Below are 23166 nucleotides of genomic sequence, written 5' to 3' on the forward strand. Positions count from 1 at the left end.
TGCTCACAGGTTTTCACCCGGCACCTTATCGTCCGCCGATGTCAGTGACGGTCAGTAGGATCGCGCTGCGCGACCGACGTTCCCCGGACACGGGGCGGGGGGCCGAACGGGTCGGGCGGACCAGGGAATCGGTGCGAATGAGCCACGTCGTCGTCAAGCGTCCGCCGCGGGCGCTGCCGAAGGAAGTGCCCACGGAGGAGGTCGTCCTCCAGCCCCCGCCGGAGCTGCCGCGCGGTCAGCGGGAGGGCGCGCTCCTGCAGTTGCTGCCCATGCTCGGCATGGGCGGCTCCGTGGTGTTCTTCTTCAACCCGCAGGCCCAGCCCTTCATGAAGATCATGGGCATGGTGATGGTGGCGTCCACCGTCGCCCTGGGCGTCTCGATGCTGGTCCGCTACCGCCGCGGGAACATCGGGCAGTTGGCGGACCTGCGGCGGGACTACCTGCGCTACCTGTCGCAGGTGCGGCGCGCCGCGCAGGAGACCGCGCGGGCCCAGCGGGACGCCCAGTTCTATCTGCACCCTTCGCCCGAGCAACTGTGGGCGCTGGTCGCCGAGGGCAGCCGCGTGTGGGAGCGGCGCACCGGTGACGAGGACTTCGGGCAGGTGCGCGTCGGTCTCGGGGTCCAGCCCCTGTCGACCCCGCTGGTGCCGCCGCAGAGCGCCCCCACCGACCAGCTGGAGCCGCTGACCGCGGGCGCGGTGGAGCGCTTCGTCGCCACCCACGGCCTGCTGGAGGACCTGCCGATCGCCCTGTCGCTGCGGGCCTTCTTCCACCTGACGATCAGCGGTGATCCGGCCACGGTGCGCGGCTGCACGCGTGCGGTGACCGCCTCCCTCACCGCGCTGCACTCCCCCGAGGACCTGGTCGTCGCCGTCGCGGCGGCGCCGGAGACGGCGCCCGCGTGGGAGTGGGCCAAGTGGCTGCCGCACGCGCAGGCGCCCGGTCTCGCGGACGGCGCGGGCAGCGTCCGGCTGATCACCACCGACCCGCTGGAGCTGGAGGACCTGCTCGGCGCCCGCCTGCAAGGGCGCCCGCGCTTCCACCCCGCCGGGCCGCCCGTGCCCGAACAGCCGCACGTGGTGATCGTGCTGGACGGCGTGTCCCTGCCGCCGACCTCGCTGCTGGCGAGCCCCGAGGGCCTCCAGGGCGTGACCCTGATCGAGGTCGTGCCCGGCGACCTCGCCCACAGCCGCGGTGATCTCTCTGTCGTCGTACGGCCGGCGAGCCTGTTGCTGGAGTCGGCCGAAGGGCCCGCCTACGAGGGCACACCGGACGTCCTGTCGTACGAGGCCGCCGAGGCGCTGGCCCGGCAACTGGCGCCCCTGCGCATGGCGTCGGGCCGGGACGACGACGAACCGCTGCTGGCGAAACTGGAGTTCACCGACCTGCTGGACCTGGGCGACGCGGCCTCCGTCGACCCCCGGCGCACCTGGCGGCCCCGCGGGCAGGCGGAGCGGCTGCGCGTGCCGATCGGCGTCGGCGAGGACGGCCGGCCCGTGATGCTCGACCTGAAGGAGGCGGCGCACGAGGGCATGGGGCCGCACGGCCTGTGCGTCGGCGCGACCGGCTCCGGCAAGTCGGAGCTGCTGCGCACCCTCGTTCTGGGCCTGGCGGTCACCCACTCCTCCGAGACGCTGAACTTCGTGCTGGCCGACTTCAAGGGCGGCGCCACGTTCGCGGGCATGGCCCACCTCCCGCACGTCGCCGCGGTCATCACCAACCTCGCCGACGACCTGACCCTGGTCGACCGCATGGGCGACTCCCTCCGCGGCGAGCTGAACCGCCGCCAGGAGATGCTCCACGGAGCGGGCAACTACGCCAACATCCACGCCTACGAGAAGGCCCGCGCGGCCGGCGCGCCGCTGCAGCCGATGCCGTCCCTGGTCCTGGTCATCGACGAGTTCAGCGAACTGCTCACCGCCAAGCCGGACTTCATCGAGACGTTCGTGCAGATCGGCCGGATCGGCCGCTCGCTCGGCGTGCACCTGCTGCTCGCCTCGCAGCGGCTGGAGGAGGGCCGGCTGCGCGGCCTGGAGACCCACCTGTCGTACCGGATCGGGCTGCGCACCTTCTCGGCGGCGGAGTCGCGCGCGGCGCTCGGCGTCCCCGACGCCTACGAGCTGCCGAACGTCCCCGGGTCCGGGCTGCTGAAGTCCGGCACCGACGAACTGGTGCGCTTCAAGGCCGCCTACGTCTCCGGCGCGTACCGCACGGGCGCGCCGCGCGCGTCGTCCGGCGGACCGCTCCCGGCGGACCGCAGGCCCGTGCTGTTCACGGCGGCGCGGGTGCCGGTGGGGCGGGCGGTACTGCCGCACCAGAGGGGGACGGAAGGGACGACAGAGGGTCAAGGGGCGGGAGCCGACGGGGTTGTTGCCGTCGACGAGGACGCGCTCGCCGACACCGTCCTGGACGTCGTCGTGCGCCGCCTGGAGGCACAGGGGCCGGCCGCCCACCAGGTCTGGCTGCCGCCGCTGGACAGCCCGCCCCCGCTCGACGCGCTGCTGCCCGGCCTCGCCCCGGTCGCGGGCCGCGGCCTGACCCCGCCGGGGTACGAGGGCGCGGGCCGGTTCGTGGTGCCGGTCGGCATCGTCGACAAGCCGTACGAGCAGCGGCGCGACCCGCTGTGGGTCGACTTCGGCGGGTCGGCGGGCCACATGCAGATCCTCGGCGGGCCGCAGTCCGGGAAGTCGACGCTGGTCCGTACGGTCGTGGCGTCGGTCGCCCTCACCCACACCCCGCACGAAGTGCAGTTCTACGCCTTGGACTTCGGCGGGGGCGGCCTGTCGGCCGTGGCCGGGCTGCCGCACGTCGGCGGGGTCGCCTCCCGGCTGGACCCGGAGCGCGTGCGCCGTACGACCGCCGAGGTCTACGGCATCATGAACCGCCGCGAGGAGTACTTCCGTTCGGCGGGGATCTCCTCGATGGCCGACTTCCGCGCCCGCCGCGCGCGGGGCGACATCTCGGTGACCGACCAGCCCTGGGGCGACGTCTTCCTGGTCATCGACGGCTGGGGCGCGTTCCGCACGGAGTACGAGGCGCTGGAACCGGCGGTGCTGGACATCGCGGCCCGGGGCCTCGGTTTCGGCATCCACCTGGTCCTCACGGCGTCGCGCGCGATGGAGGTCCGCGCCAACCTCAAGGACCACCTGATGAACCGGCTGGAGCTGCGGCTCGGCGACGCGATGGACTCCGAGTTCGACCGGAAGGTCGCCGCCAACGTGCCGACCGGGGTCCCCGGGCGCGGGCAGACGCCGCAGCGGCAGCACTTCATGGCGGCCGTCCCGCGCATCGACGGCCTGTCCTCGGACACCGGCCTGCCGGACGCGACGTCGGCACTGGTGGCCGAGGTGAGGCGGCACTGGCAGCAGCCGGGTGCTCCCGGCGTACGGCTGCTGCCGCGGTCGTTCCCCGCGGACCGGCTGCCGTCCGGCGACCGCTTCCCGGAGCGGGGCGTGTCCTTCGCACTGGACGAGGACAACCTCGAGCCGGTGTTCGTGGACTTCGACCAGGACCCGTTCTTCCTGGTCCTCGGCGAGAGCGAGTCCGGCAAGTCGAACCTGCTGAGGCTGCTCGTACGGCGCCTCGCCGAGCGCTACGACGGGGACGACTGCAAGCTGTTCGTCGTGGACAACCGCCGTTCGCTGCTGGGCGTGACCCCGCGCTCGCACCTGGCGGAGTACATCCCCATGTCGCACCAGATGCAGCACCACATGGACGCGCTCGCCGACCTGATGCGGCGGCGCACGCCGACGGCGGACGTCACACCGCAGCAGTTGCGCGAGCGGAGCTGGTGGCGGGGGCCGACGGTGTTCGTCGTCATCGACGACTACGACCTCGTCTCCACGTCGAGCGGCAATCCCCTGGCCGGACTCACGGAACTGCTGCCGTTCGCGCGGGACGTGGGGGTGCGGTTCGTCATCGCGCGCTCGACGGCGGGCGCGGGGCGGGCCTCGTACGAGCCGTTCATGCAGCGCATGAAGGAACTCGGCGCCCAGGGCGTGGTCCTGGCGGGCGACCCGGCCGAGGGGGACCTGCTGGGCGGGGTGCGGCCGCGGGCGATGCCGGCGGGCCGGGGCATCTTCGTGTCGCGGCGGCGGGGGAAGCCGATGGTGCAGGTGGGGCTGGTGGGTGAAAGCGGCGAGGCCGGCGAGGTGGGCGGGCCCGGCGAGTGAGGGTGCGTGTCGGGGGCGGCTGAGGGCGGACGGTGGGTCCGTGTGCGGAGCAGGAAGGGTGGGCGTCTCCCGTGCACGCCCACCCGGGGTCCTGCTCGCCTGCTCGTCTGCTCGACGTCAGGTGAGCCGCCGCGGCCGGAGGCGGCCGCCGGTGGGGCTCACTGGAGGTAGCTGGCCGCCTTCTTGTCGCCCTCCATGTACGTACCGCCCGACTGGCCGACGACGTGACCGATGCCGGTCAGCGCCTGGTGGATGTCGTCGGCCTCCTTCTTCCAGCGGGTCAGCTTCAGGTCGAAGGCGTCCTGGGCCTCGCCCGCCCAGTACTGCTTGCTGCTCTCGACCATCTTCCTGAGCTCCTCCAGGTCCTGCTCCAGGAGCTTCGCCTCGTTGGCGATCTTGGTCGCGGCGAAGTCGAGTGCGTTGTAGGTGACGTTCAGTCCGTCGTTGTTCCGGCTCATGCGCTGGTCCCTCTGCTCTCTCGTGGGTGCCCGACGACGTGCGGTGGGCGGGTGGCGGGTGTCAGCCGGGGCTCACATCGACGTGAAGGGGGAGACGGTGGGCGCGCCGTCCTGGAGGCTGATCCTGTTGACCGCGGCGCGGACCTCGTCCTCCTTGGAGTCCTTGATGGTGCGCGCGGTCGTCATCGCCTCGATGACCTCGCCGAGGATGCCGCCGATGTTGCGCAGGGACTGGTTGATCTCGAACTGCTTCGCGTCGAACGCGGCGCGGCCGATGCCGTCCCACTGTCCTTCGAGGCTGTCGATGATGCCCTGCAGGCCGTGCACGCGGGCGCGGATGTTCTCGTACTTGGTGTACATGTCCTGCTGCAGCTTGATGACCGCTGCGTCTTCGAGTTTCTGGCTCGGGGTGGACATGGTGAGCCTGCCTTTCTCCTGTGGTGCGGCGATGGTCGAGTGGTTCGGCGTGGTGGTGGGCCCGGCGCCACCGGACGGCGGCCGGGGCGCGGGCGGGAACGTGAACAGCGGTCACGGCGTCGCCTTACGGCGCCGGGTCGGTGGGCCCGATGGCAGGCCGGTGACAGGCCGGTGACAGGCCGGGCGACGTACGACCCGATGTCAGCCGGAAGCACGGTGCTCCCTCCCCCGTTCCCCCGTGTGCCGGCGGCGGAGCGCATCCGGCCTTCCGGCGTGCACCGGTATGCGATCGCACAGGGGGGCGGTCCCAGCACACACCGGCACCCTACCCAGCTCGGGCACGGTCCCCAACTGGGACATGCACCGCGCGAGTTGCGGAACGCCGGCGCCTGGAGACCGGTACCGGGCCCGCACTTGGCTTGAATGATGCGGTGGTCGGAGCGGTTCCTGTCGCCCGCACCGCTCGTACCGTCAGCGGCAGTTGCTAGCTTGTGCCGCGAGGGGCGGCCCGGGAACGGCGACGCGCCCGGAGAAACGCTGCCCGACCGGTGCGGGCGGCGCGGGTTCACAACGGGGAAGGTGTCCGGCCATGGCATGGGACGAGTGGGAGCAGCTCAAGGCCGAGGCGTTGCGGCAGCGTCAGGCTCCGGCCCACATGCGGCTGAACGGTGCCGATGCCGGTGCGGGCGGCGGTACGCAGGGGTCCTCCGGGGCGCCGGGCACGTACGGCGTCCTCAAGGCCAGCCAGAAGGACCTCGCCGCGATCGGCAGGGCGGCGCACGGCCTGTACAACGACCTGTGGGACCGGGCCCGGGTGGCCGTCCCCACGAGTGATTCCGCGGCCGCCGGCTTGACGCAGCAGGGCTTCGCCCTCGGAGCGGGTCTCCAGCACGTGTCGACGCGGTGGGAGGAGCAGCTCAAGTCCCTGATGGACGCGTGCGCGCACATCGCGAACCACATGCACGTGACCCAGGCGCTGCACGACGGGGACGACGGTTACATCGCCCGCCGCACGAGCAGCATCGCCCTGCTGGACGCCGGGTTCGACGAACGGGTCGGGGCGCCGGGCCGGCCGAACGGGGTGTACGGGGAGCAGAGCAAGAAGAAGGAGTAGGGCCGACCGGGGCCGAAGCAGCGCGGTCTCCCGCGCACCTCAGCCCCTCGCCGGCCTCCCTGCTCGCCCTCCTCCGCCGCCCGTCCTCCACTCGACCGCCCGACCGCCCCAGGGACGACCGCATGAACTTCGAGACGCTCTTCCACGCCAACTTCAGTCTCCTCGACGACGCCGTCACCGACTGGGCGACCCTCGTCAGGAACCTCGCCGAGCTCCAGAAGGACGCGGAGTCCGGCCTGCACCAGGCGGCGAACAAGGCCAACTGGGCCGGGATGAACCAGCAGGTGAGCAAGGAGTTCATCGGCAAGACGGCGGGCGAGTTCGCTGACGCCCATACCCAGGCGAGCACCATCCACCAGATCCTCAGCGACACCCTGGGCGAACTGAAGGGCTACCACCGGCAGCTCACCACCGCCGTCGAGAACGGCCGGAAGAGGAGCCTCTCCGTCTTTCCGTCCGGTGACGCCTTCATGGTCACGTCGAGCGTGCCGCCGCAGACGGCGACCGCGAACGCACCCGACCGGACGGCCGACGTCACGGCACTCCGCGACGAGATCCAGGGCATCCTCGACAAGGCCACCGAGAGCGACAACTCCGCCGGCACGGTCCTCAAGGCCCTCGCGGACCAGAGCAAGCTGGGGTTCTCGGATGCTCGGTACAAGGACCGGGACAGCGCGGCGGCGGCCCTCAAGAAGGCGGACGAGCTGGCCAGGCTTGCGAAGAAGGATCCGGACGAGTTGACCACGGCGGAATTCGATCTCCTGAACGCCGGTCTCAAGAAGTACGCGAATGACAACCTCTTCGCGGAACGCTTCGCCACGGATCTCGGGGCGCGCGGCACGCTCGACTTCTGGACGGGGTTGAACGACGTGCCGGGTGCAGGGGACGTGGGACAGAAGCGTCATGACCGGTACGACGACCTGCAGAAGAGCCTGAGCCTTACGCTCGCCACTGCCTCGCAGAGTGACAGTGCAGGCATGGCGGACTGGAAGGGCCGGATGGTCGACTTGGCCGACAAGCCGGTCGGGCGTACGGGTGGCTTCCCCCTCGGGGCGCAAGTGATGACCAACTTGATGCGGTGGGGCGACTACGACGACCGGTTCCTGGTCGACTACGGCGACAAGCTGACCGAGACGGAGAAGAAGTTCACGGGCAACGGCCGCCACGGCGCGTGGAGCCGCACCGGCGGTGACCCCTTGCTCAACCGCACGGGCACGGATTCCGGGTGGGACCCGATGACCGGATATCTCAGAGCGCTGTCGAACAACCCCGACGCCGCCACGGAGTTCTTCAACGACACGTTCGTCACGAAGGACGAGGACCACAACTTCACTCAGGACGCGGACGGCAACGGCAAACAGGAGAAGCGGACGCTCAGCAATTTCGACTACCTCTTCGAAGAGCGAGATTGGCCCCAGGACGTGGACGCCAAGGGCGAGGAGAGCATTGCCGGGCGCAACTACCTGGGCATGGCCCTGGAGGCTGCGACCACGGGACATCCGGCGGGCGAATTGCGCGCAGTGGACACTCCCGCTCATCACAAGGGGCAGACGAAGCTGTTCGAAGCGATCGTCGCCTCCATTTCGGACGACAGTACTCGTCTGACGGATCATGCCTATATGTCAGACAGTATGGGGCAAATCGCTTCCGAGTACCTCGCCGATATCGATCGCGCGGCGACTGATGTGGATCCACACCCCGGCAGTAACGACACGAGCGACCAAGAGGCTTGGGACAGGATCCAGAAACTGTATCCAGTAGCGGGCTCTGCAGCCGAATTGAACCACCGAGATACATCCCGCTTCCTCTTCGCCCTCGGCCAGAACCCAGAGGGGTATGCCGCTGTCGAAGTAGCCCAAAAGAGGTACATGAGTGATCTCATGGAATACCACCTGAATCCTGACCTACCGGAATCTCAACGCCCACACCACGACCTGCGGCTCACCGTCCAAGCCATTGCCGGACATTCGGGTGAGGTGTCGGGGACTCTTGCAATGGGTCGTAATGAAGCAATCGCCGGTACAGCGTCGGTCTCGGATGACGATTACGACCATGCCGTCAATCAATGGAAGAACGCCGCTTCCGGGGTGATCGGTACCGGACTGGGCGTGGGTACTTCCTTCATCGCTTCACCTGTCGTGGGCGCCGGAGTCGGGGGAGCCGCCGGAACGGTGACCAGCGTCGTCCTCGAGGAGATGTTCAAGGATGTCGAGGGCAGCGAAAAGGACGACGCCGGTCCGAAGATGGGCGAGAATTGGGAGAACGGCCAGGACAACAACTTGAAGTACACGCGAAACGCCGCCGCGGAAGCTACGCGGAAGTACCGACTAGCGGACGCGGAAGATCTGGCTTCTGTGGCGGAAAGCGAGGCCAGCAAGGGTTACCTGCGCGCAGGGACCTACATGGAGCGTGTAGCACCTGACCTTCTGACAGAGATCTGATGACGCTTACCGTTGGCGTCCCAAAAGGCTTTCGTTTCCTTCGGCGAACACAAGCGAGGAGTTCCTTTGCTGTTCAGAGTCAATAGGAAGATCGCAACAGCATGCGTTCTTGTCAGCATCCTCGTGGGCTGCTCGACCGATTCCAATAAAAAAGAGTACGCCAGTCCCGAAGCCCTTTGTGAAGTACCGGTAGACGCCGGTGTGCTTTCGAAGCTCCTGCCTCCGGGCGAAAAGATCGCCGTGCAGGAAAGGAATCCGACACCCCACCGCAAGCGATGCCAGGTCAACGTCGACGGTCGTGTGGCGCTCATCGCCAGCCAGGAGTGGTGGGAGGACGGGGACGGGATCGACGTCGTCGCCCATGCGTTTCCGCAGCTGAAGTCCGCTCAGCTCTCCGGTGACGGCACCTCGCTCCATACAGGCACCGGCGCGCTGAGGAAGGTGGAGGCTTGTGGCAGGGCCGGCTACTCCGGCTACACCTTGTTCACGGCGATCCAGGTGTACGCACGCGACGTCGACGACTCGGTCGCCGTGAAAAAGCTGATCGACGACTACACCGACGGCGTCGTGGCCTCTGCAACCTGCCGCTGACCTTTCCTGGGCGAGCGCTGGCGGCCGTCAGCAAGTGGGCCGTAACGCCGCACTGGGGAGCGGCGCCGCCGGCTTGTCCAGCCCCGTCACCGCCCCACCCCCCGCCGCCGGCGCCCGTCCCGTACCGCCACCGCCGCTCCGCCCAGCGCCGCCGCCCCCGCCGCGCCGCCGATGACCACGTACGTGGCGAGGCGGGTGGTGCGTTGTTCGGGGGATTCGCCCAGGTGGAGGGGGGAGATCGTCGGGGGTTCGGGCGGGGGTGGGCCCTCCTGGGGGTGGGGGGAGTCGATCGGGTGGGTGGGGTCGGTGGCCGTCAGGGCCTTGACCGGGTCGACCACGCCCCAGCCGACCAGGCGGTCGTGGCCCGGGATGGAGCGTTCCGCGGTCTGTTCGATCTGGGCGACGATCTCCTGGGCCGTCCACGACGGGTACGCGGACCTCAGCAGCGCGGCCACCGCCGCCACGTACGGCGCCGAGAAGCTCGTTCCGTTGTCGGAGCAGTGTCCTCCGCCGGGGACCGTCGAGACCATGTCCACCCCGGGGGCGGCCACGTCGACGAAGTCGCCGGACTGGGAGAACGGGGCGCGTTCGTTGTTGCGGTCCGAGGAGGCCACGGCGAGGACGCCCTCGTACGACGCCGGGTAGGTCGGCTTGGCGTTGCCGCCGAGCCCGTCGTTGCCCGCGGAGGCGACCACCACGACCTGCTGGGCGAGGGCGTGGTGCACGGCCTGTTCGAGCCTCGCGTCGGGTTCCACCGCGTCGGCCGTGTCCTGGGAGATGTTGATGACGTCGGCGCCCGCAGTGACCGCGTAGGTGATCGCTTCGGCCAGGGTGAGCGCCGTGCCGTTCCCCTCCGCGTTGTTCTGGGCGATCGGGATGATCGTCGCGCCGGGTGCGAGGCCCACGAAGCCGGTTCCTCGCGCGGGGCGCGCCGCGATGATGCCCGCCACGCGTGTGCCGTGGCCGACGGGGTCCGTGGTGCCCCGGGCGTCGGCGCGCTCGATCGTCTCGCCGCGGGCGTTCTTCGGCGGCGGGAGGAAGTTGGCGCCCTTCGACGCGTCGACGGCTCCGGCCAGTTGCGGGTTCCGCACGTCCACGCCCGTGTCGATCACCGCTACCCGGACGTTCCGGCCCGTCGAACGGGCCCACAGGGCGTCGAGGTTGACCCGTTGCAGCGCCCACGGCCGGCCCGTGTACGGCTTGGCCGGGAACGTGCACTGGGTGCCGTCCGCCGCACCGGCGGGAGCGGCCGGGAGCAGCGTCAGCAGCACGAGTGACGTCGCCGCCGCCAGTGCCTTGACGGGCGACGTCAGCGGCGGGCGTGGCGTCGCCGCTCCGTCGCGCTGCCGCGCCTTGCTCGCCTTGCTCGCCTTCCTCGCCTTCCTCGCCTTCCTCGCCGAGACGGACGCATGGGTCGTCCTCATGTACCGCGCCCCCTTTCCTTCCTCGTCCCGCTACGAGCCCTGGGGGAGGCGGGCCGCCGCCTCGGACAGGCGTGGGCCGGTCGGCAGGAACGTCGACCACTCCGCGGGTACGGGCACCGGGTCCACCGCCTCGTAGCCGAGCCGGGTCTGGGCGATGCGGGCCTCGCTCAGTTCCTCCTCGCGCTGCCGGGCCGACGTGCCGACGCCCCGGTCGTCGGTCGCGCTGTCGCTGTTGGACTGCAGGGCGTAGCGCAGGCCCGTGTCGGTCACCAGGAAGACGGCGCCCGCCCCGGTCTCCGTGCCCTTGAACTGGCGGTAGAGCTGGCCCGAGCCGGGTGTGACGTACGCGCTGGAGGAGCCGGTGGCCAAGGGGGCGGGGAAGTCGGTGCCCGCCCACGTGGACAGGGTCGTGCGGCCGCTCCTGGCGTCCACCGCGCGCAGGACGCTGCAGACGGTGTCGCGGCCGGTGGAGGCGGCGGGTGCGTTCACGGTCCTCGGCCGGTACGACGGCCAGTGCTTCTCCCCCTCGAACGCCGTGCTGTCGACGACCGCGCCCGGGCTGACCTGCCGCGCCTCGCCCGCCTGCCCGACGGCGAGCAGGGCGCCGCTGTTGAGCAGCAGGGTCGCGGTGAACTCGGTGACGCGGGCCACCTTGCCGGGCAGCACGACGTAGTACTGCATGACCGAGCCGTCGTACGCCTTGATGACCATGCCGACGCGGTCGTACGCCCCGAGGCCGGCGGAGGCGTGCGCCGGGGCGCCCGGGACGCCGTCGATGTGCGGGACGGACACCGGGTCGCCCTGGTGGAGGGTGTCGAGCCAGTCCTGGGAGACCCGCTGCGGGGCGCGGCCGCGCGTGTCGAGCGCCTTCAGCAGTTCCTTGTCGGACGGGTCGGCCAACCGGTACGCGGTGCCGCCGGCGTCGACGACGTACCGCGTCGTGCCGTCCGGGCCCACGACGTACAGCAGGTCCCCCGCGGCGAGCTTCTCGTCGCCCTCCGTGCGCTGCCATTCCTTCTCGGCGAGGACGAAGGCCGCCTTCTGGACGGCGCGGCCGCCGTCGGCCGGGCGTTCGCAGACCGCCCAGCGCTTGGCCCGGGCCGCCGCGTCGGCGGACGGGAGGCGGTCGGGCGCGTACGGGATGCCGATGGTGGCGCCGTGCGGGGGCCTGCCGCCGTCGAGGACCTCCTCGTCGACGGTGAGGACGCTGCTGCCGGGCTTCAGCAGGAGCCTGGCGGAGGCCATGTTGAGGACGGGGTGGAGCTGTGCCTTGCCGTCCGTCCGCAGCACGACGTAGCGGGTGGTGGAGTCGCTGGCCACGATGACGTGTTCCTCGGGCTCGTCCCAGCCCTTGGGTGCCGTCGGGCTGAACAGGCCGATCGCCCCGAACACCGCGAGCACCACCACCCCGACGACGACGCTCGGGACGACCGCGCCGAGCGGCCGGGGCGCCCCCTCCTCCGAGCCGGACGGCGACGGCCGGAGGAACGACGCGAGGAGGCGGCGCTTCGCGAAGGTGTAGGCGTTGAGTTCGTCGCGCCGTGATGCCATCTGTGTCCGCTCTCTCCCCGTGCGGAGTGGTGGGGGCCTGACGGGCCCCGCGGGAGGCACGCCCCCGCTCTCGCCCGCCTCACGGGCCTGCGCTGTCAGACCCGGCCCCTACTATGCCTGTTGGGTGGTACCGCGTGCGGCACCGGTAGGGTGCTCTGGCCCTGCCGGGCGGTGGGCGCGCGGATGTTCCAGGAGAGTTCGGGGGGTTGGGTGATGGCCTTCGCACCACCGGGCCGGTCGCGTTCGCAACCGGGGGTGCCGTCCGCGGCGCGGTCGGACGGCGTCACGGGCCGGGGCGCCGGCGGGTCCGGTGTCGTCGGGCGGTCCGTCTCGCCGCACCTGACGACGCGTACGGGGCGCGGGGGTTCGTCCGCCGTGCAGCGGCTGGTGCTGCTGGAGGTGGCGGCCGCACTCGTGGTGTGCGGATGGCTCGCCGGCCCGATCGCACTCGCACCGGCCGTGGTGGCCGCCGCCGCCCTCGTGGCCCTCGCGCTCGTACGGCGTCGTCGGCGTTCCCTGCCGGAGTGGCTGGTCAACTCGCTCGCGCTGCGCGGGCGTCGGCGCCTGGCCGCCCGCAGCACCGTGCCGCCGGGCACCGACGCCGGCTTCGCCCCCGCCGTCGAGTGTGACCCGGACCTGCGGACGTACAGCCACGCCCGGGACGGCGAGCAGCGGCCCGTCGGCCTGGTGGGCGACGGCGGCTTCCTCACGGTGGTGCTCCAGGTCGAGTCGGACACCGGGGCGCTGCGCGCCGAGCGGGGTCTGCGACCGCTGCCGCTCGCCCTCGTGCGGGACGTGCTCGACGTCGACGGGATACGTCTGGAGTCGGCCCAGGTGGTCGTGCACACGCAGGCCGCGCCGGCCCCGCACCTTCCGCAGCAGTCACTCGTCGTCACCAACTACCAGCGCCTGCTGGCGCAGACGGCGGCACCGGCGGTGCGCATCATGTGGATCGCGCTGAAGCTCGACCCCGAGCTGTGCCCGGAGGCGGTCGCCGCACGCGGCGGTGGCCTGCCGGGGGCGCGCAAGTGCCTGGTCCGCTCGGCCGACCACCTGTCGAGCCGGCTGACGGGGGCGGGCTTCCGGGCGACGGTCCTCACCGAGGAGGAACTGTCGGCGGCGATCGCCACGTCGGTGTGCGCCAACCCGATGGTGACCGCCCAGGCCGCGCAGGGCGAGCCCGGCGAGGTGCCCCGGCGCCGCACCGAGGAATCGGCCGACAGCTGGCGCTGCGACAACCGCCGGCACACGACGTACTGGGTGCGCCGCTGGCCGGCGTTCGACGGGTCCGCCGCCGGGCCGGCGCAGTGGGTGGCCCGGCTCACGTCCGTACCGGCGCTGGCCACGACGTTCAGCCTGACGCTGGGCCGGGGCGGGCAACAGGACGTCACCGTCAGCGCCCACGTGCGGGTCACGGGCCGCAGCAGCAACGAACTGGCAGTCGCCCGCGACGAACTGGAGCGCGCCGCGCGCGAGACGCGCACCGGCCTGGTGCGCCTGGACCACGAACAACTGCCCGGCGTCCTCGCGACCTTGCCGCTCGGGGGTACCCGCTGATGAACCCCGCCACGACTCCCGCCGCCCCGGCCCGCCCCGCTCCCCCGGCGGCCCGGGGACTGCGCCAACGGCTGCGGCTGCCGACCGGGTTCGGGCTGCTCGGTCCCCGGCATCCGCGGCACACCCTCCCCCTCGACCGGATCGACGCGCTGGCCCTGCCCCTCGGGGACGACGGTGTCGTCGCGGGCGTCAACGCGGCGGGTCAACCCGCCGTGCTCGGGGTCAGCCGGCCCACGCCCTACGACATCGTGCTCATCGGCAGCCTGTGGACCGCGCAGGTCCTGGCGCTGCGCGCCACGGCGACCGGCGCGCGGGTCGCCGTGGAGACCGGCCGCCCGCAGCAGTGGTCCCAGCTCGTGCAGGCGGTGGGCGGCGGACAGGCCGGGATGACCGTGCACGACGTGGGGCGCGTGCCGCCGCAGGGCGCCTCCGCGGGCGCGCCGGTGCTCGTCGTCCGTGACTGCGGCATGCGGCCGCCGCGCGGCCGGGTGACGTCGGCGCCCTGGCAGGCGGTGCTCACCCTGCTGCCCTACTTGAGCCCGGTGGCGCCCCGGCTGATGCGCCAGGCCCCCCTCGTGGGCGTGCAGCGGGTCTCGCCGGACGAGGCCCGGGAGATCGGCCGGGTGACGGGCCTGCCTCCCGCCGAGTACGAGGCGCTGCCGAACCTCCCCGACGGACTCACCCTCTGGTGCGCGGAACAGGACCGGCAGTACGTGATGACCCAGCCGACGGACGCCGAGGTGGGACTGCTGGGGGCGCCGCGCAGAGTGGACTGAGGAAAGGAACGCCGGGAGCCGGGCCGGCCCGGACGGTGCGCCGCCCGGCACCCGGGCGTGAGCATCAGCCCCTTTTGTCGCCGTACGCGTCGTACGTGCGGCTTTGCAGCGCCCGGCGCGACGGAGCGGACCGATGCGCAGGGGCGGGCGGGCCTGCCGGGTCGGGGCTACTGGTGATTAGGCTGGGACAGGGCGCGCTGCCAGTACCCGTGGAGAGGTGGTCCGCGTCCCAGGGGGAGAGCCGGTGGACCGCGTCGCGCACCGCTCGGAACTGCCTCGGCTTCGCAGCACTTCGGACGATACGAACGACACATGGTCGCCCCGGCACGGCAGGAGAGGGGCCGACCGCACCAGGAGGAATTGTGAGCAGCGATCGGGACGGGATCCGCGGGGGCTGGGCCACACCCGGCGATGACCAGCCCGACGCGGAGTCCGCCATCGAGATGACGGGCGAGTTCACCATCGACTACGCCCCACCGGCCTGGTACACGCAGAACGCCTCCGGGGACTCCGGCTCCGGGAGCGGTGCGGACGAGCCGGCGGAGGGGGCCCCCGGGGAGGTGGCCGAGGCGGGTGCCGAGGACGGACGGGCCGGACAGGCCGCCGTGCCGCCGGCACCCCATCCTGCTCCGGCGCCGGCCCCAGCCCCTGCTCCGGCTCCCTTCCAGCAGGCACCGCTCGCACCGCCCGCGCAGCAGCCCGCTCCTCCCGTACCGCCCGCTCCCGGGGTGCCGTTCCCGCCCGGGCCGCCCGCGCAGCCCGCTCCCCCCTCAGCACTGCCCCAGGGCGCCTACGTGCCTCCCCCGGCCGTCCCGGCGCCCGGTGTGCCGTTCCCTCCGGGATTCGAGCCGCAGCAGCCACAGCATGCGCCGGAGGCGATGCAGCCGCGGCACGCGCCTCAGCCGGTGCAGCCTCAGCAGCCGCCCCAGGCTGCGCCCGCCGTGCAGCCTCCGACGTCCCCCGCCCAGTTTCCGGCTCCGTCCGCTGCGGACCCCGCGGCTCCGGTCGCCGGGGGCGAGGGCAGCGGTGACCTCGAGAGCGGGGCCACCATGAAGTTCGCGCCGGTCGCCCTCGCGCCGGAGTTCGCCGGTCTCGCCGCCGCCACCGAGAAGGCGCAGGCCCTGGCCGCCGCCACGGACGACAAGGCCGGGGAGCAGGAGCGGCCCGAGCCGACCGGCGACGGAGCGGACCCGGCCCCTGCCGAGGCCCGCGACGACCGTCACGACGGCGGTCACCACACCGACGCGAGCACCGATGACTCCGCGGAGCCGGCACCGGCCGCGGAGACGCCCGACGTGCCCGACGCGTCCGACGCCCCCGACACGGCCGGCACCGCGGACACCGGGCACGAGGACTCCCCCGCCGCAGCCGATGCCGACGGCGCCGCCGACGACGACCCGGCGCCCTCCGCCCCGGAGGAGACCTCCCGGCCGGAGTCCGCACCCGCCTCCCCGGACGCCCCCGTTCCCGCCCCGGCCGCCGACGCCCACCCGGCGTGGGCTCCCCCGCCCCCGCCGTCGGCCGACGTGCCGCCGCTGCCGCCGTCGTACCAGCCCGCCGCGCCGGCACCGGCCGCCCAGTGGCCCGCCCAGCAGCAGCCGCCGGCGGCACAGCCGTATCCGCAGCAGGCCCCGGACGCGCCCGTCCCGCAGGCACCCGTGCAGCCGCAGGCACCCGCCCCCGCGCCGCCCGCCTGGCACCAGGCTCCGTCACCCGAGTCCACCCCGGCCGGTTACGGCTTCCCCCAGCCCTCCGCCACGCCCGCCCAGCAGGCCCAGTCCCAGCCGCCCCAGCCCCACCAGGCGCAGCAGCCCGGTCCGCCCGACTCCGGTCCCGGCTACGGCTTCCCGCACCAGGCCCGGCCCAACGCCCCCCACCCACCCGGCGCGTACGGCTTCCCCCAGCCCGGCCCCACGCCGCCCGCCGCCCCCGTCGGCGGTTACGGCTTCCCCCAGCAACCCCAGCCGCAAGCACAGCCCCAGCCCCAGCCCCAGCCCCAGGCTGAGCCACAGCCACAGCCACCGTCGCAGGCCCGGCCCAACCCCCCTGCCCAGCAGGACGGTTACGGCTTCCCCCAGCCCGGTCCCGCGCAGCCGCCCCAGCCGACCGCGCCCGTGGACCCGCGCACCGGGGCCGCCTGGCCGCAGCCCGTCCGGCACGACCAGCGTCAGCCGGTGAACCCCGGTGCCGCTCCGCTCGGCTACACCGCGGCCGTCGAGCTGTCGTCCGACCGGCTGATCAACAAGAAGCAGAAGGCGAAGAGCGGCCGGCCCGCTGCCGCCGCCTCCCGCTTCAAGCTCGGCGGGAAGAAGGAAGAGGCCGAGCGGCAGCGGAAGTTGGAGCTGATCCGCACGCCGGTGCTGTCCTGCTACCGCATCGCCGTCATCAGCCTCAAGGGCGGCGTCGGCAAGACGACCACGACCACCGCGCTGGGTTCCACCCTCGCCTCCGAACGCCAGGACAAGATCCTCGCGATCGACGCCAACCCGGACGCGGGCACGCTGGGCCGGCGGGTGCGGCGGGAGACCGGGGCCACCATCCGTGACCTCGTCCAGGCGATCCCGTACCTCAACTCCTACATGGACATCCGGCGGTTCACGTCCCAGGCGCCCTCGGGTCTGGAGATCATCGCCAACGACGTCGACCCGGCCGTGTCCACGACGTTCAACGACGAGGACTACCGGCGTTCGATAGACGTGCTCGGCAAGCAGTACCCGATCATCCTCACCGACTCCGGCACCGGCCTGCTCTACAGCGCCATGCGCGGGGTGCTGGACCTCGCCGACCAGCTCATCATCATCTCGACGCCGTCGGTGGACGGGGCGAGCAGTGCCAGTACGACGCTGGACTGGCTGTCGGCGCACGGGTACGCGGACCTCGTCTCCCGTTCCCTCACCGTCATCTCGGGTGTCCGCGAGACCGGCAAGATGATCAAGGTCGAGGACATCGTGGCGCACTTCGAGACGCGCTGCCGGGGTGTCGTGGTCGTGCCGTTCGACGAGCACCTCGCGGCCGGTGCCGAGGTCGACCTCGACATGATGCGGCCGAAGGTGCGGGAGGCGTACTTCAACCTCGCGGCGATGGTCGCCGAGGACTTCGTCCGGCACCAGCAGGCCCACGGGCTGTGGACGAGCGACGGCAACCCTCCCCCGGTGGCGGCCCCGCCCATGCCGGGCCAGCCGGTCCAGGGCCAGCCGATGCCGGGCCAGCCGGGACCGGGTCAGCCGATGGCCGGCCAGCCGATGCCGGGCCCGGTCCCGGGTCAGCCGTACCCGCCGCAGGGCGCTCAGCCCTACCCCCCGCAGCAGCCCTACCCCCAGGCGTCCCCGTACGCCCAGCCGCCCCACCCCGGACACCAGGCTCACCCCGGACACCAGGCCCAGCCCCAACACCCCGGTCAGCCCCCGCACCCCGCACCCCCCGGCCAGCTCTACGGCCAGCCGTACCCGCCCCAGCCGGGGCAGCAGCCGTACCCGCAGGCGGCCCCCGCTCCCCAGCCCGGCTACCCGCAGCCGCCCCACGGCGCCCCGGCCGGCCACGGTCAGGGCCAGGCCCAGGGGCCGTTCCACGGCCAGGAGCCGGACCACGGCCAGACCCCGGACGACGGCCGGACCCCGCCCCCGCCGCCCCCGCAGCAGCAGTAGCGGAGCCGCAGCGGCCCGCCGGCCGCGAACAAAGGGCGGCCGGTGTCGACATGACACCGGCCGCCCTCGCGCGTTCCGTCGCTGCTCCGCCGCTCCGCCACCCGGCGGGGCGGGGTCACCGCCCGGCCGACGCCTCCGCGACCAGTTCCTTGCAGCGCTTGACGTCCTCGGCCATCTGCTCCAGCAGGGCCTCCAGCGAGTCGAACTTCGCCTGGCCGCGCACGTACGCCAGGAAGTCGACGGCGACGTGCAGGCCGTACAGGTCGAGGCCGACGCGGTCGATGGCGTACGCCTCCACCGTGCGCTCGGTGCCGTCGAACTGCGGGTTGGTGCCGACGGAGATCGCGGCCGGCATCGCCTCGTCGCCCACGTGCAGCCAGCCGGCGTAGACGCCGTCGGCGGGGATCGCGGTGTGCGGCAGGGTCTCCACGTTGGCGGTGGGGAAGCCCAGTTCGCGTCCGCGCTGGGCGCCGCGGACGACCACGCCCTCCACCCGGTGCGGGCGGCCGAGGATCTCGGCGGCGCCGGTCACGTCGCCCTCGCCAACCAGGCGCCGGGTGAGCGTGGAGGAGAAGGGCTCGCCGCCGCCGGCCTCGCCCGACACGTACAGGTCGACGACCTCGACCTCGAAGTCGTAGACCGTGCCCTGTTCGGCGAGGAACTCCACGTTGCCCGCGGCCCGGTGGCCGAAGCGGAAGTTGGGGCCCTCGACGACGGCCTTGGCGTGCAGCTTGTCCACCAGCACCTTGACCACGAAGTCGGCCGGGGACAGCTTCGAGAACTCGGTGGTGAACGGCAGGATCAGCACCGCGTCCACCCCCAGCTCGCCCATCAGCTCGGCGCGGCGGTGGTGCGGGGCGAGCAGCGGCGGGTGGCTGCCGGGTCGGACGACCTCGCTCGGGTGCGGGTCGAACGTCACCACGACGGAGGGGACGCCCAGCTCGCGGGCGCGGTCCACGGCGTGCTTGATGATGAGCTGGTGGCCGCGGTGGACCCCGTCGTACGAGCCGATGGTGACGACGCTGCGCCCCCAGTCCTGGGGGATGTCCTCCAAGCCACGCCAGCGCTGCACTGTGACCGCTCCTCGAACCCGTGTCCGTATCTACCGTTGACCGATTGCGCAGGTCTAAGGGTGCCATGCCGGGTGCCCGCTGCCCGCATCGGCATGGAGGTGTGACCGGGCGCACGTGCCCGCCCGGGGCCCGTCAGGCGGGGACCCGTACCCCCGCCAGGTTCTCGAGCGTCCGTCGGGTGCCGGGACCGATCACCACCGCCCACTCCTGTGGTTCCTCGGCCAGCCAGGCCGCCATCCGTGCCGCGAAGCCCGGGACGTGGCGGCCCAGGTCGACCACGCCCCGGTCGAAGCGGGCCGCGCCCTCGGGCGTGCGGACCAGGAGCAGCCCGACCCGGCGGACGAGGTCGCGCACGTGCGGCCCCTCCTGCGGGGCGGCGGCGTGCAGGACGGCGGTGAGGACGGACGGCTCGCTCTCGTGGGTGAGCAGGAAGGCGCGCAGCTCGGTGCGCAGCGGGCGCGAGCGGGGGGCGCCCGGCGCGGTGAGCACGGCGGCCAGCGTCGCCCGGACGCGTTCCGGACCGCCGTCCAGCAGCCCGGTGACCAGCGGGCGGAGGACGGGCCGGACGTCCGGCACCTCGTCCGGCCGGTCCAGTCGCCGGTCGACGTACGCGGCGACCTCGCCGGCCGCCTCCGGACGCTCCTCCAGCGCGTCCCGCACCACCTGGACGATCCGCCGGACCAGGGCGGGGGCGGCGGCGGTGGCGGCGGCCTCGACCAGGTCACCCAGCAGCCGGCCGGGGTCGGCGTCGCGGTGGCGCAGCCGCACCCGGACGGTGTCGAGCACCGGCTCGGGGTGGGTCTCCAGGGCGGCGAGCAGCGCGCCCGGCGGCAGGTGCGGATCGCCCGCGAGGAAGTGCTCGACGGCCTGCGGGAGGTGGCGGGCGCGGGTGCGCGGGTCCCGGACGAGGAGGCCGAGCGCGCCGCCGTGCAGGGCGGCGTCGGCGGGGCGGGACAGCAGGGCGAGGGCGGCGTAGCGCAGCAGGTCGCGGTCGGCGTCGGTGGTGGCGTGCGGTGCGGCGCGCAGCCCGTACGTCACCGCGGCCACCCGGCGGGCGGGCCGCTCGTCGTGGGCCCACCGGTCGACGGCCCGGCACAGCGCCGACGGCTCCTCCTCGGCCAGCGCCGCGAGGAGTTCGTCGGCCCGCCGGTGCGCGCAGTCGACCAGGACCTCGGCCAGGTCGTCCAGGGCGCGGTGCCGGTGGGTGTGCAGCAGGGCCTGCGCGGCCGTCGCCACGGTGGCGTGCGGGGTGGCGGGCAGCGGGCGCTCGTCGTCGAACCAGCGGGTGAGCTGCGCCGCCACGAGGGTGGGCGCGGTGGCGAGGAGTCCGGCCGCGGCGTCCAGGTAGCGGGGCGCGTCGGTGTCCTGGGGTGCGGGGTCGGCGAGGACGAGCCGGCGCAGGAGGTCCAGGCGGGTCTCCAGCGGGAGTGGCAGCCCCGCCCAGAACGCGGGCCCGAACGTGCCCGGCCACCCGGCCGGTCGCGCGCCGCCGGGGCCGGGCCGGTCCCCCGGGCCCGCCGGACCGGCGAGGTCCGCAGGGTCCGTGGCGTCCGCCGGGTCCGTGGCGTCCGCCGGGTCCGTGACGGTCCTCACGTCCACGACGGCGCTCACGGAGCCGCGGGCCGCCGCCGTCCGGTCCGCCAGGAGGCGCAGGACGTCGGTGTACGGCGTCGCGTCCGGGACGCGGCGCAGGGTGTGGGCGAGCAGGCGGGGTGCCCACCAGCCGCCGGGGTCGGCGTCCGTCGCGTGGACCAGGTCGCGCAGCCGCTCGGCGAGGGGGCCGGGGCCGTGCCGGCGGGCGAGGTACAGCAGCGCCTCGACCACCGGGCCGATGCGGTGGTGCGGGACGGGCACCGGGCCGGGGCCGCCGTCCTCCCGGTCGCGGGGGCGGTGGACCAGGGCGTGCAGGGCGCCGTCGAGGTCGAGGTGCATGCCCTGGATCCAGTCGGCGAGGTCCTGGTGGGCGAAGCGGTAGCCGCTGCCGGCCGGCACGAGCAGGCCCTCGGTGAGGACGGCGGACGCCCAGCCGGTGCCGCCGCCCAGGCGGGCGGGGGCGGGGCCCCAGGGGAACACCGCCTCGAAGGTCTCCCGGTCCAGTGCGCCCTGGCCGGTGCCGAGGCTGCGCCGGGCGGCCTCGTGGACCTGGCCGGCCACCTGGGCGGCGAGGCGGCGCACGGCCGTGCCGCGCAGGCCGTTCTCCGCGGCGAGGCGCACGGCGACGCGCAGGCACATCAGGTCCAGGTGGGCCGCGAACACGTCGTCGCGGTCGAGGGGGCCGGGCGGGCGGGCGCCGCCGGGCAGGGCGGACAGGACGTCGGACAGGAGCCGCAGGGTGAGGGGGTGGCGGGCGTCGGCGCCGCTGAGGGCGCCGTCGGGGATGCCGTGGCGGGCGTGGGCCCGGGCGGCCTCCTCGGGGGTGAGGTCGGGCAGCGGCACGTGCGGGGCGGGGTGCCGTGCGGTGCCGTGCAGCATGGCCGGCGGGAACCCGATCCCCGCTTCCTCCCAGTACTCGGGCCCGCACGCCAGGACCAGCCGTGCCCCCGCCCCTTCCAGCCAGCGCGCGGTGGCGCGGGTCCAGGCCGTCAGGCGGTGGGCCAGGGCCGGGGGCATCTCCTCGGGGCCGTCGAGGAGCAGCAGGAGCGGGCGGTCGCAGGCCGTGGCGAGACGGGCGAGGCGGTCCGGGTCGAGGTCGCCGAGGTTCGCCGGGGTCACCCCGTGCGACGCGGCCACGATCCGGGCCGCGCGGGCCAGGGCGCGGCGGGCGGCGTCGGCGAGCGAGGTGTCCCCGGGCTCCAGGTCGGCGCCGCGCAGCCACAGCGTGGGGGCGGGTTCCGCACCCCGGGCGCGCCGGGCGGCGAGGGCCGCGAGTTCCGTCGTACGGCCGCTGCCGGGCCGGCCGACGAGGGCGAGGACCGGGGTGTCGCCGGCCAGGAAGGCGGCCGCCTCGCCCCGGACGGCGGGGCGCTCGACGGGGTCGGGGGCTCCGTCCGGGTGGCCGGGGAGCGTGCCGGGCGGGCCGTCGGAGCCGAGGGCGGTGGCGGTGAGCTCCAGGACACCCGCGAGGCCGAGGTCGGCGCCGTAGGCCGGGACCGTCGCGGCGTTGCGGGCGAGCAGGTCGGCGAGCGGGCCGGTCGCGGGGCGCAGCGGGACGGCGAAGCCGGTCTCGCTGTGGCCGGACCGCAGGGCGGTGCCGACGACGCCGACGACCGCGCCCGTCCGCGCGTCGAGGACGGGGCCGCCGGCCGCTCCCCCGCCGAGGCGCAGCGCGTCCCGGCCGGCCGTGCCGATCGCCAGTTCCAGCGCGTCCTCGACGACGTGGACGCGGTCGGTGGCGGTGTACGTCACGGAGGTCGACGCAAGGACGCGCGCCTCGCGCCAGCACCCGGCGAGGAGCCGTACGTAGGTGCCGGCGTCGACCCGGTCCCGGGCGGTGACCGGCAGCGGGCGCGCGTCCAGGCCGTCGGCGCGGACCAGGGCGAGGTCCAGCTCGGGGAGCGGGGTGACCGCGTCCGCGGTGACCTCCACGCTGCGGTCGTCGGCGGTGAGCAGGACCAGCCGGGGCAGTCCGTCGACCGCTTCGTGGCTGGTGACGACGGTGCCGTGGTGGTCGGCGACGAAGCCGGCGCCGCGCGGGCGGCCGGCCAGGTCCCGGACGCGCACCAGGGCGGCGTCCGGGGGTGGGACGGCTGCCGTCATCGTCGTACCTCCCGCCACGCCCGCGTACTCGTCCTCGACGGTAGGCGGGGAATGATCAGCGGGACAGGGCGGCGGGCGAACGCGCCCCCTCACGCTCCCTCGGTTCACTCCGAGCGCCCGTCCGGGCGGGTGAAGGTGCGGGGCACCGTGGATAGACCCAAGGTGTGGGGGAACCGAGGGGGACCGTGGAGCGGCGGGGGCGCACCCCGTGTCCGCCGCTCCACGGGCGGAGCGGTCCCGTCCGGGCGGGCG

The 23166-nt window shown here is 73.6% G+C and carries 13 protein-coding genes; 7 read left to right on the forward strand and 6 right to left on the reverse strand.

Going from position 1 to position 23166, the window contains the following annotated elements; all coding sequences use genetic code 11:
* The first annotated feature begins 137 nt into the window (after positions 1-137).
* Complete coding sequence (eccCa, locus tag E4U92_RS30760) at positions 138-4172, forward strand: type VII secretion protein EccCa (protein WP_137303722.1); 4035 nt, start codon at positions 138-140, stop codon at positions 4170-4172.
* A gap of 158 nt (positions 4173-4330) precedes the next feature.
* Here the strand turns inward: eccCa and E4U92_RS30765 are convergent, their stop codons facing one another.
* Together E4U92_RS30765 and E4U92_RS30770 are read right to left on the reverse strand one after the other, a co-directional pair.
* Entirely contained in the window at positions 4331-4630 is a 300-nt protein-coding gene (locus tag E4U92_RS30765; protein ID WP_137303723.1) for a WXG100 family type VII secretion target, read from the reverse strand.
* Between the two features lie 72 nt (positions 4631-4702).
* Positions 4703-5047: a WXG100 family type VII secretion target gene (locus E4U92_RS30770; protein WP_137303724.1), complete on the reverse strand. Its 345-nt coding sequence runs from the start codon at positions 5045-5047 to the stop codon at positions 4703-4705.
* Positions 5048-5636: 589 nt separating this feature from the next.
* Here E4U92_RS30770 and E4U92_RS30775 point away from each other — a divergent pair.
* From E4U92_RS30775 to E4U92_RS30785, 3 genes are all read left to right on the forward strand, one after another.
* Positions 5637-6161 (forward strand): hypothetical protein, encoded by a 525-nt coding sequence (locus tag E4U92_RS30775; RefSeq protein ID WP_137303725.1) that lies wholly within the window; start codon positions 5637-5639, stop codon positions 6159-6161.
* 122 nt (positions 6162-6283) lie between these two features.
* A complete protein-coding gene (locus tag E4U92_RS30780) occupies positions 6284-8602 on the forward strand; it encodes a DUF6571 family protein (RefSeq protein WP_137303726.1) in 2319 nt (772 codons plus the stop codon).
* 66 nt (positions 8603-8668) lie between these two features.
* On the forward strand, positions 8669-9193 hold the full coding sequence (locus E4U92_RS30785; RefSeq protein WP_137303727.1) for a hypothetical protein: 525 nt from the start codon (positions 8669-8671) through the stop codon (positions 9191-9193).
* A gap of 86 nt (positions 9194-9279) precedes the next feature.
* On the opposite strand, the gene mycP is transcribed toward E4U92_RS30785, so the two are convergent.
* Together mycP and eccB are read right to left on the reverse strand one after the other, a co-directional pair.
* Positions 9280-10617, reverse strand: coding sequence for a type VII secretion-associated serine protease mycosin (gene mycP, locus E4U92_RS30790; protein WP_137303728.1), 1338 nt, complete (start codon positions 10615-10617; stop codon positions 9280-9282).
* Between the two features lie 30 nt (positions 10618-10647).
* Complete coding sequence (gene eccB / locus E4U92_RS30795) at positions 10648-12168, reverse strand: type VII secretion protein EccB (protein ID WP_137303729.1); 1521 nt, start codon at positions 12166-12168, stop codon at positions 10648-10650.
* Positions 12169-12543: 375 nt separating this feature from the next.
* On the opposite strand from eccB, the gene eccE reads away from it, so the two are divergent.
* From eccE to E4U92_RS30810, 3 genes are all read left to right on the forward strand, one after another.
* Positions 12544-13725 (forward strand): type VII secretion protein EccE, encoded by a 1182-nt coding sequence (eccE, locus tag E4U92_RS30800; RefSeq protein WP_373311624.1) that lies wholly within the window; start codon positions 12544-12546, stop codon positions 13723-13725.
* Positions 13725-14501: a hypothetical protein gene (locus E4U92_RS30805; RefSeq protein WP_137303731.1), complete on the forward strand. Its 777-nt coding sequence runs from the start codon at positions 13725-13727 to the stop codon at positions 14499-14501. Before eccE ends, E4U92_RS30805 begins: the two co-directional genes overlap by 1 nt.
* Before the next feature lie 362 nt (positions 14502-14863).
* Positions 14864-18145, forward strand: coding sequence for an SCO5717 family growth-regulating ATPase (locus E4U92_RS30810; protein WP_137303732.1), 3282 nt, complete (start codon positions 14864-14866; stop codon positions 18143-18145).
* A gap of 115 nt (positions 18146-18260) precedes the next feature.
* Here the strand turns inward: E4U92_RS30810 and E4U92_RS30815 are convergent, their stop codons facing one another.
* Entirely contained in the window at positions 18261-19217 is a 957-nt protein-coding gene (locus tag E4U92_RS30815; RefSeq protein WP_137303733.1) for a bifunctional riboflavin kinase/FAD synthetase, read from the reverse strand.
* A gap of 133 nt (positions 19218-19350) precedes the next feature.
* A complete protein-coding gene (locus E4U92_RS30820) occupies positions 19351-22914 on the reverse strand; it encodes a trypsin-like peptidase domain-containing protein (protein WP_137303734.1) in 3564 nt (1187 codons plus the stop codon).
* Positions 22915-23166 lie beyond the last annotated feature (252 nt).

The organism is Streptomyces galbus (genome assembly GCF_005280195.1).
Classification (GTDB): Bacteria; Actinomycetota; Actinomycetes; order Streptomycetales; family Streptomycetaceae; genus Streptomyces; species Streptomyces galbus.

Excerpts from the sequence above, each read along its gene's own strand:
- eccCa (WP_137303722.1), top strand. The coding sequence starts at position 138 with ATGAGCCACGTCGTCGTCAAGCGTCCGCCGCGGGCGCTGCCGAAGGAA.
- E4U92_RS30765 (WP_137303723.1), bottom strand. The coding sequence starts at position 4,630 with ATGAGCCGGAACAACGACGGACTGAACGTCACCTACAACGCACTCGAC.
- E4U92_RS30770 (WP_137303724.1), bottom strand. The coding sequence starts at position 5,047 with ATGTCCACCCCGAGCCAGAAACTCGAAGACGCAGCGGTCATCAAGCTG.
- E4U92_RS30775 (WP_137303725.1), top strand. The coding sequence starts at position 5,637 with ATGGCATGGGACGAGTGGGAGCAGCTCAAGGCCGAGGCGTTGCGGCAG.
- E4U92_RS30780 (WP_137303726.1), top strand. The coding sequence starts at position 6,284 with ATGAACTTCGAGACGCTCTTCCACGCCAACTTCAGTCTCCTCGACGAC.
- mycP (WP_137303728.1), bottom strand. The coding sequence starts at position 10,617 with ATGAGGACGACCCATGCGTCCGTCTCGGCGAGGAAGGCGAGGAAGGCG.
- eccB (WP_137303729.1), bottom strand. The coding sequence starts at position 12,168 with ATGGCATCACGGCGCGACGAACTCAACGCCTACACCTTCGCGAAGCGC.
- E4U92_RS30805 (WP_137303731.1), top strand. The coding sequence starts at position 13,725 with ATGAACCCCGCCACGACTCCCGCCGCCCCGGCCCGCCCCGCTCCCCCG.
- E4U92_RS30820 (WP_137303734.1), bottom strand. The coding sequence starts at position 22,914 with ATGACGGCAGCCGTCCCACCCCCGGACGCCGCCCTGGTGCGCGTCCGG.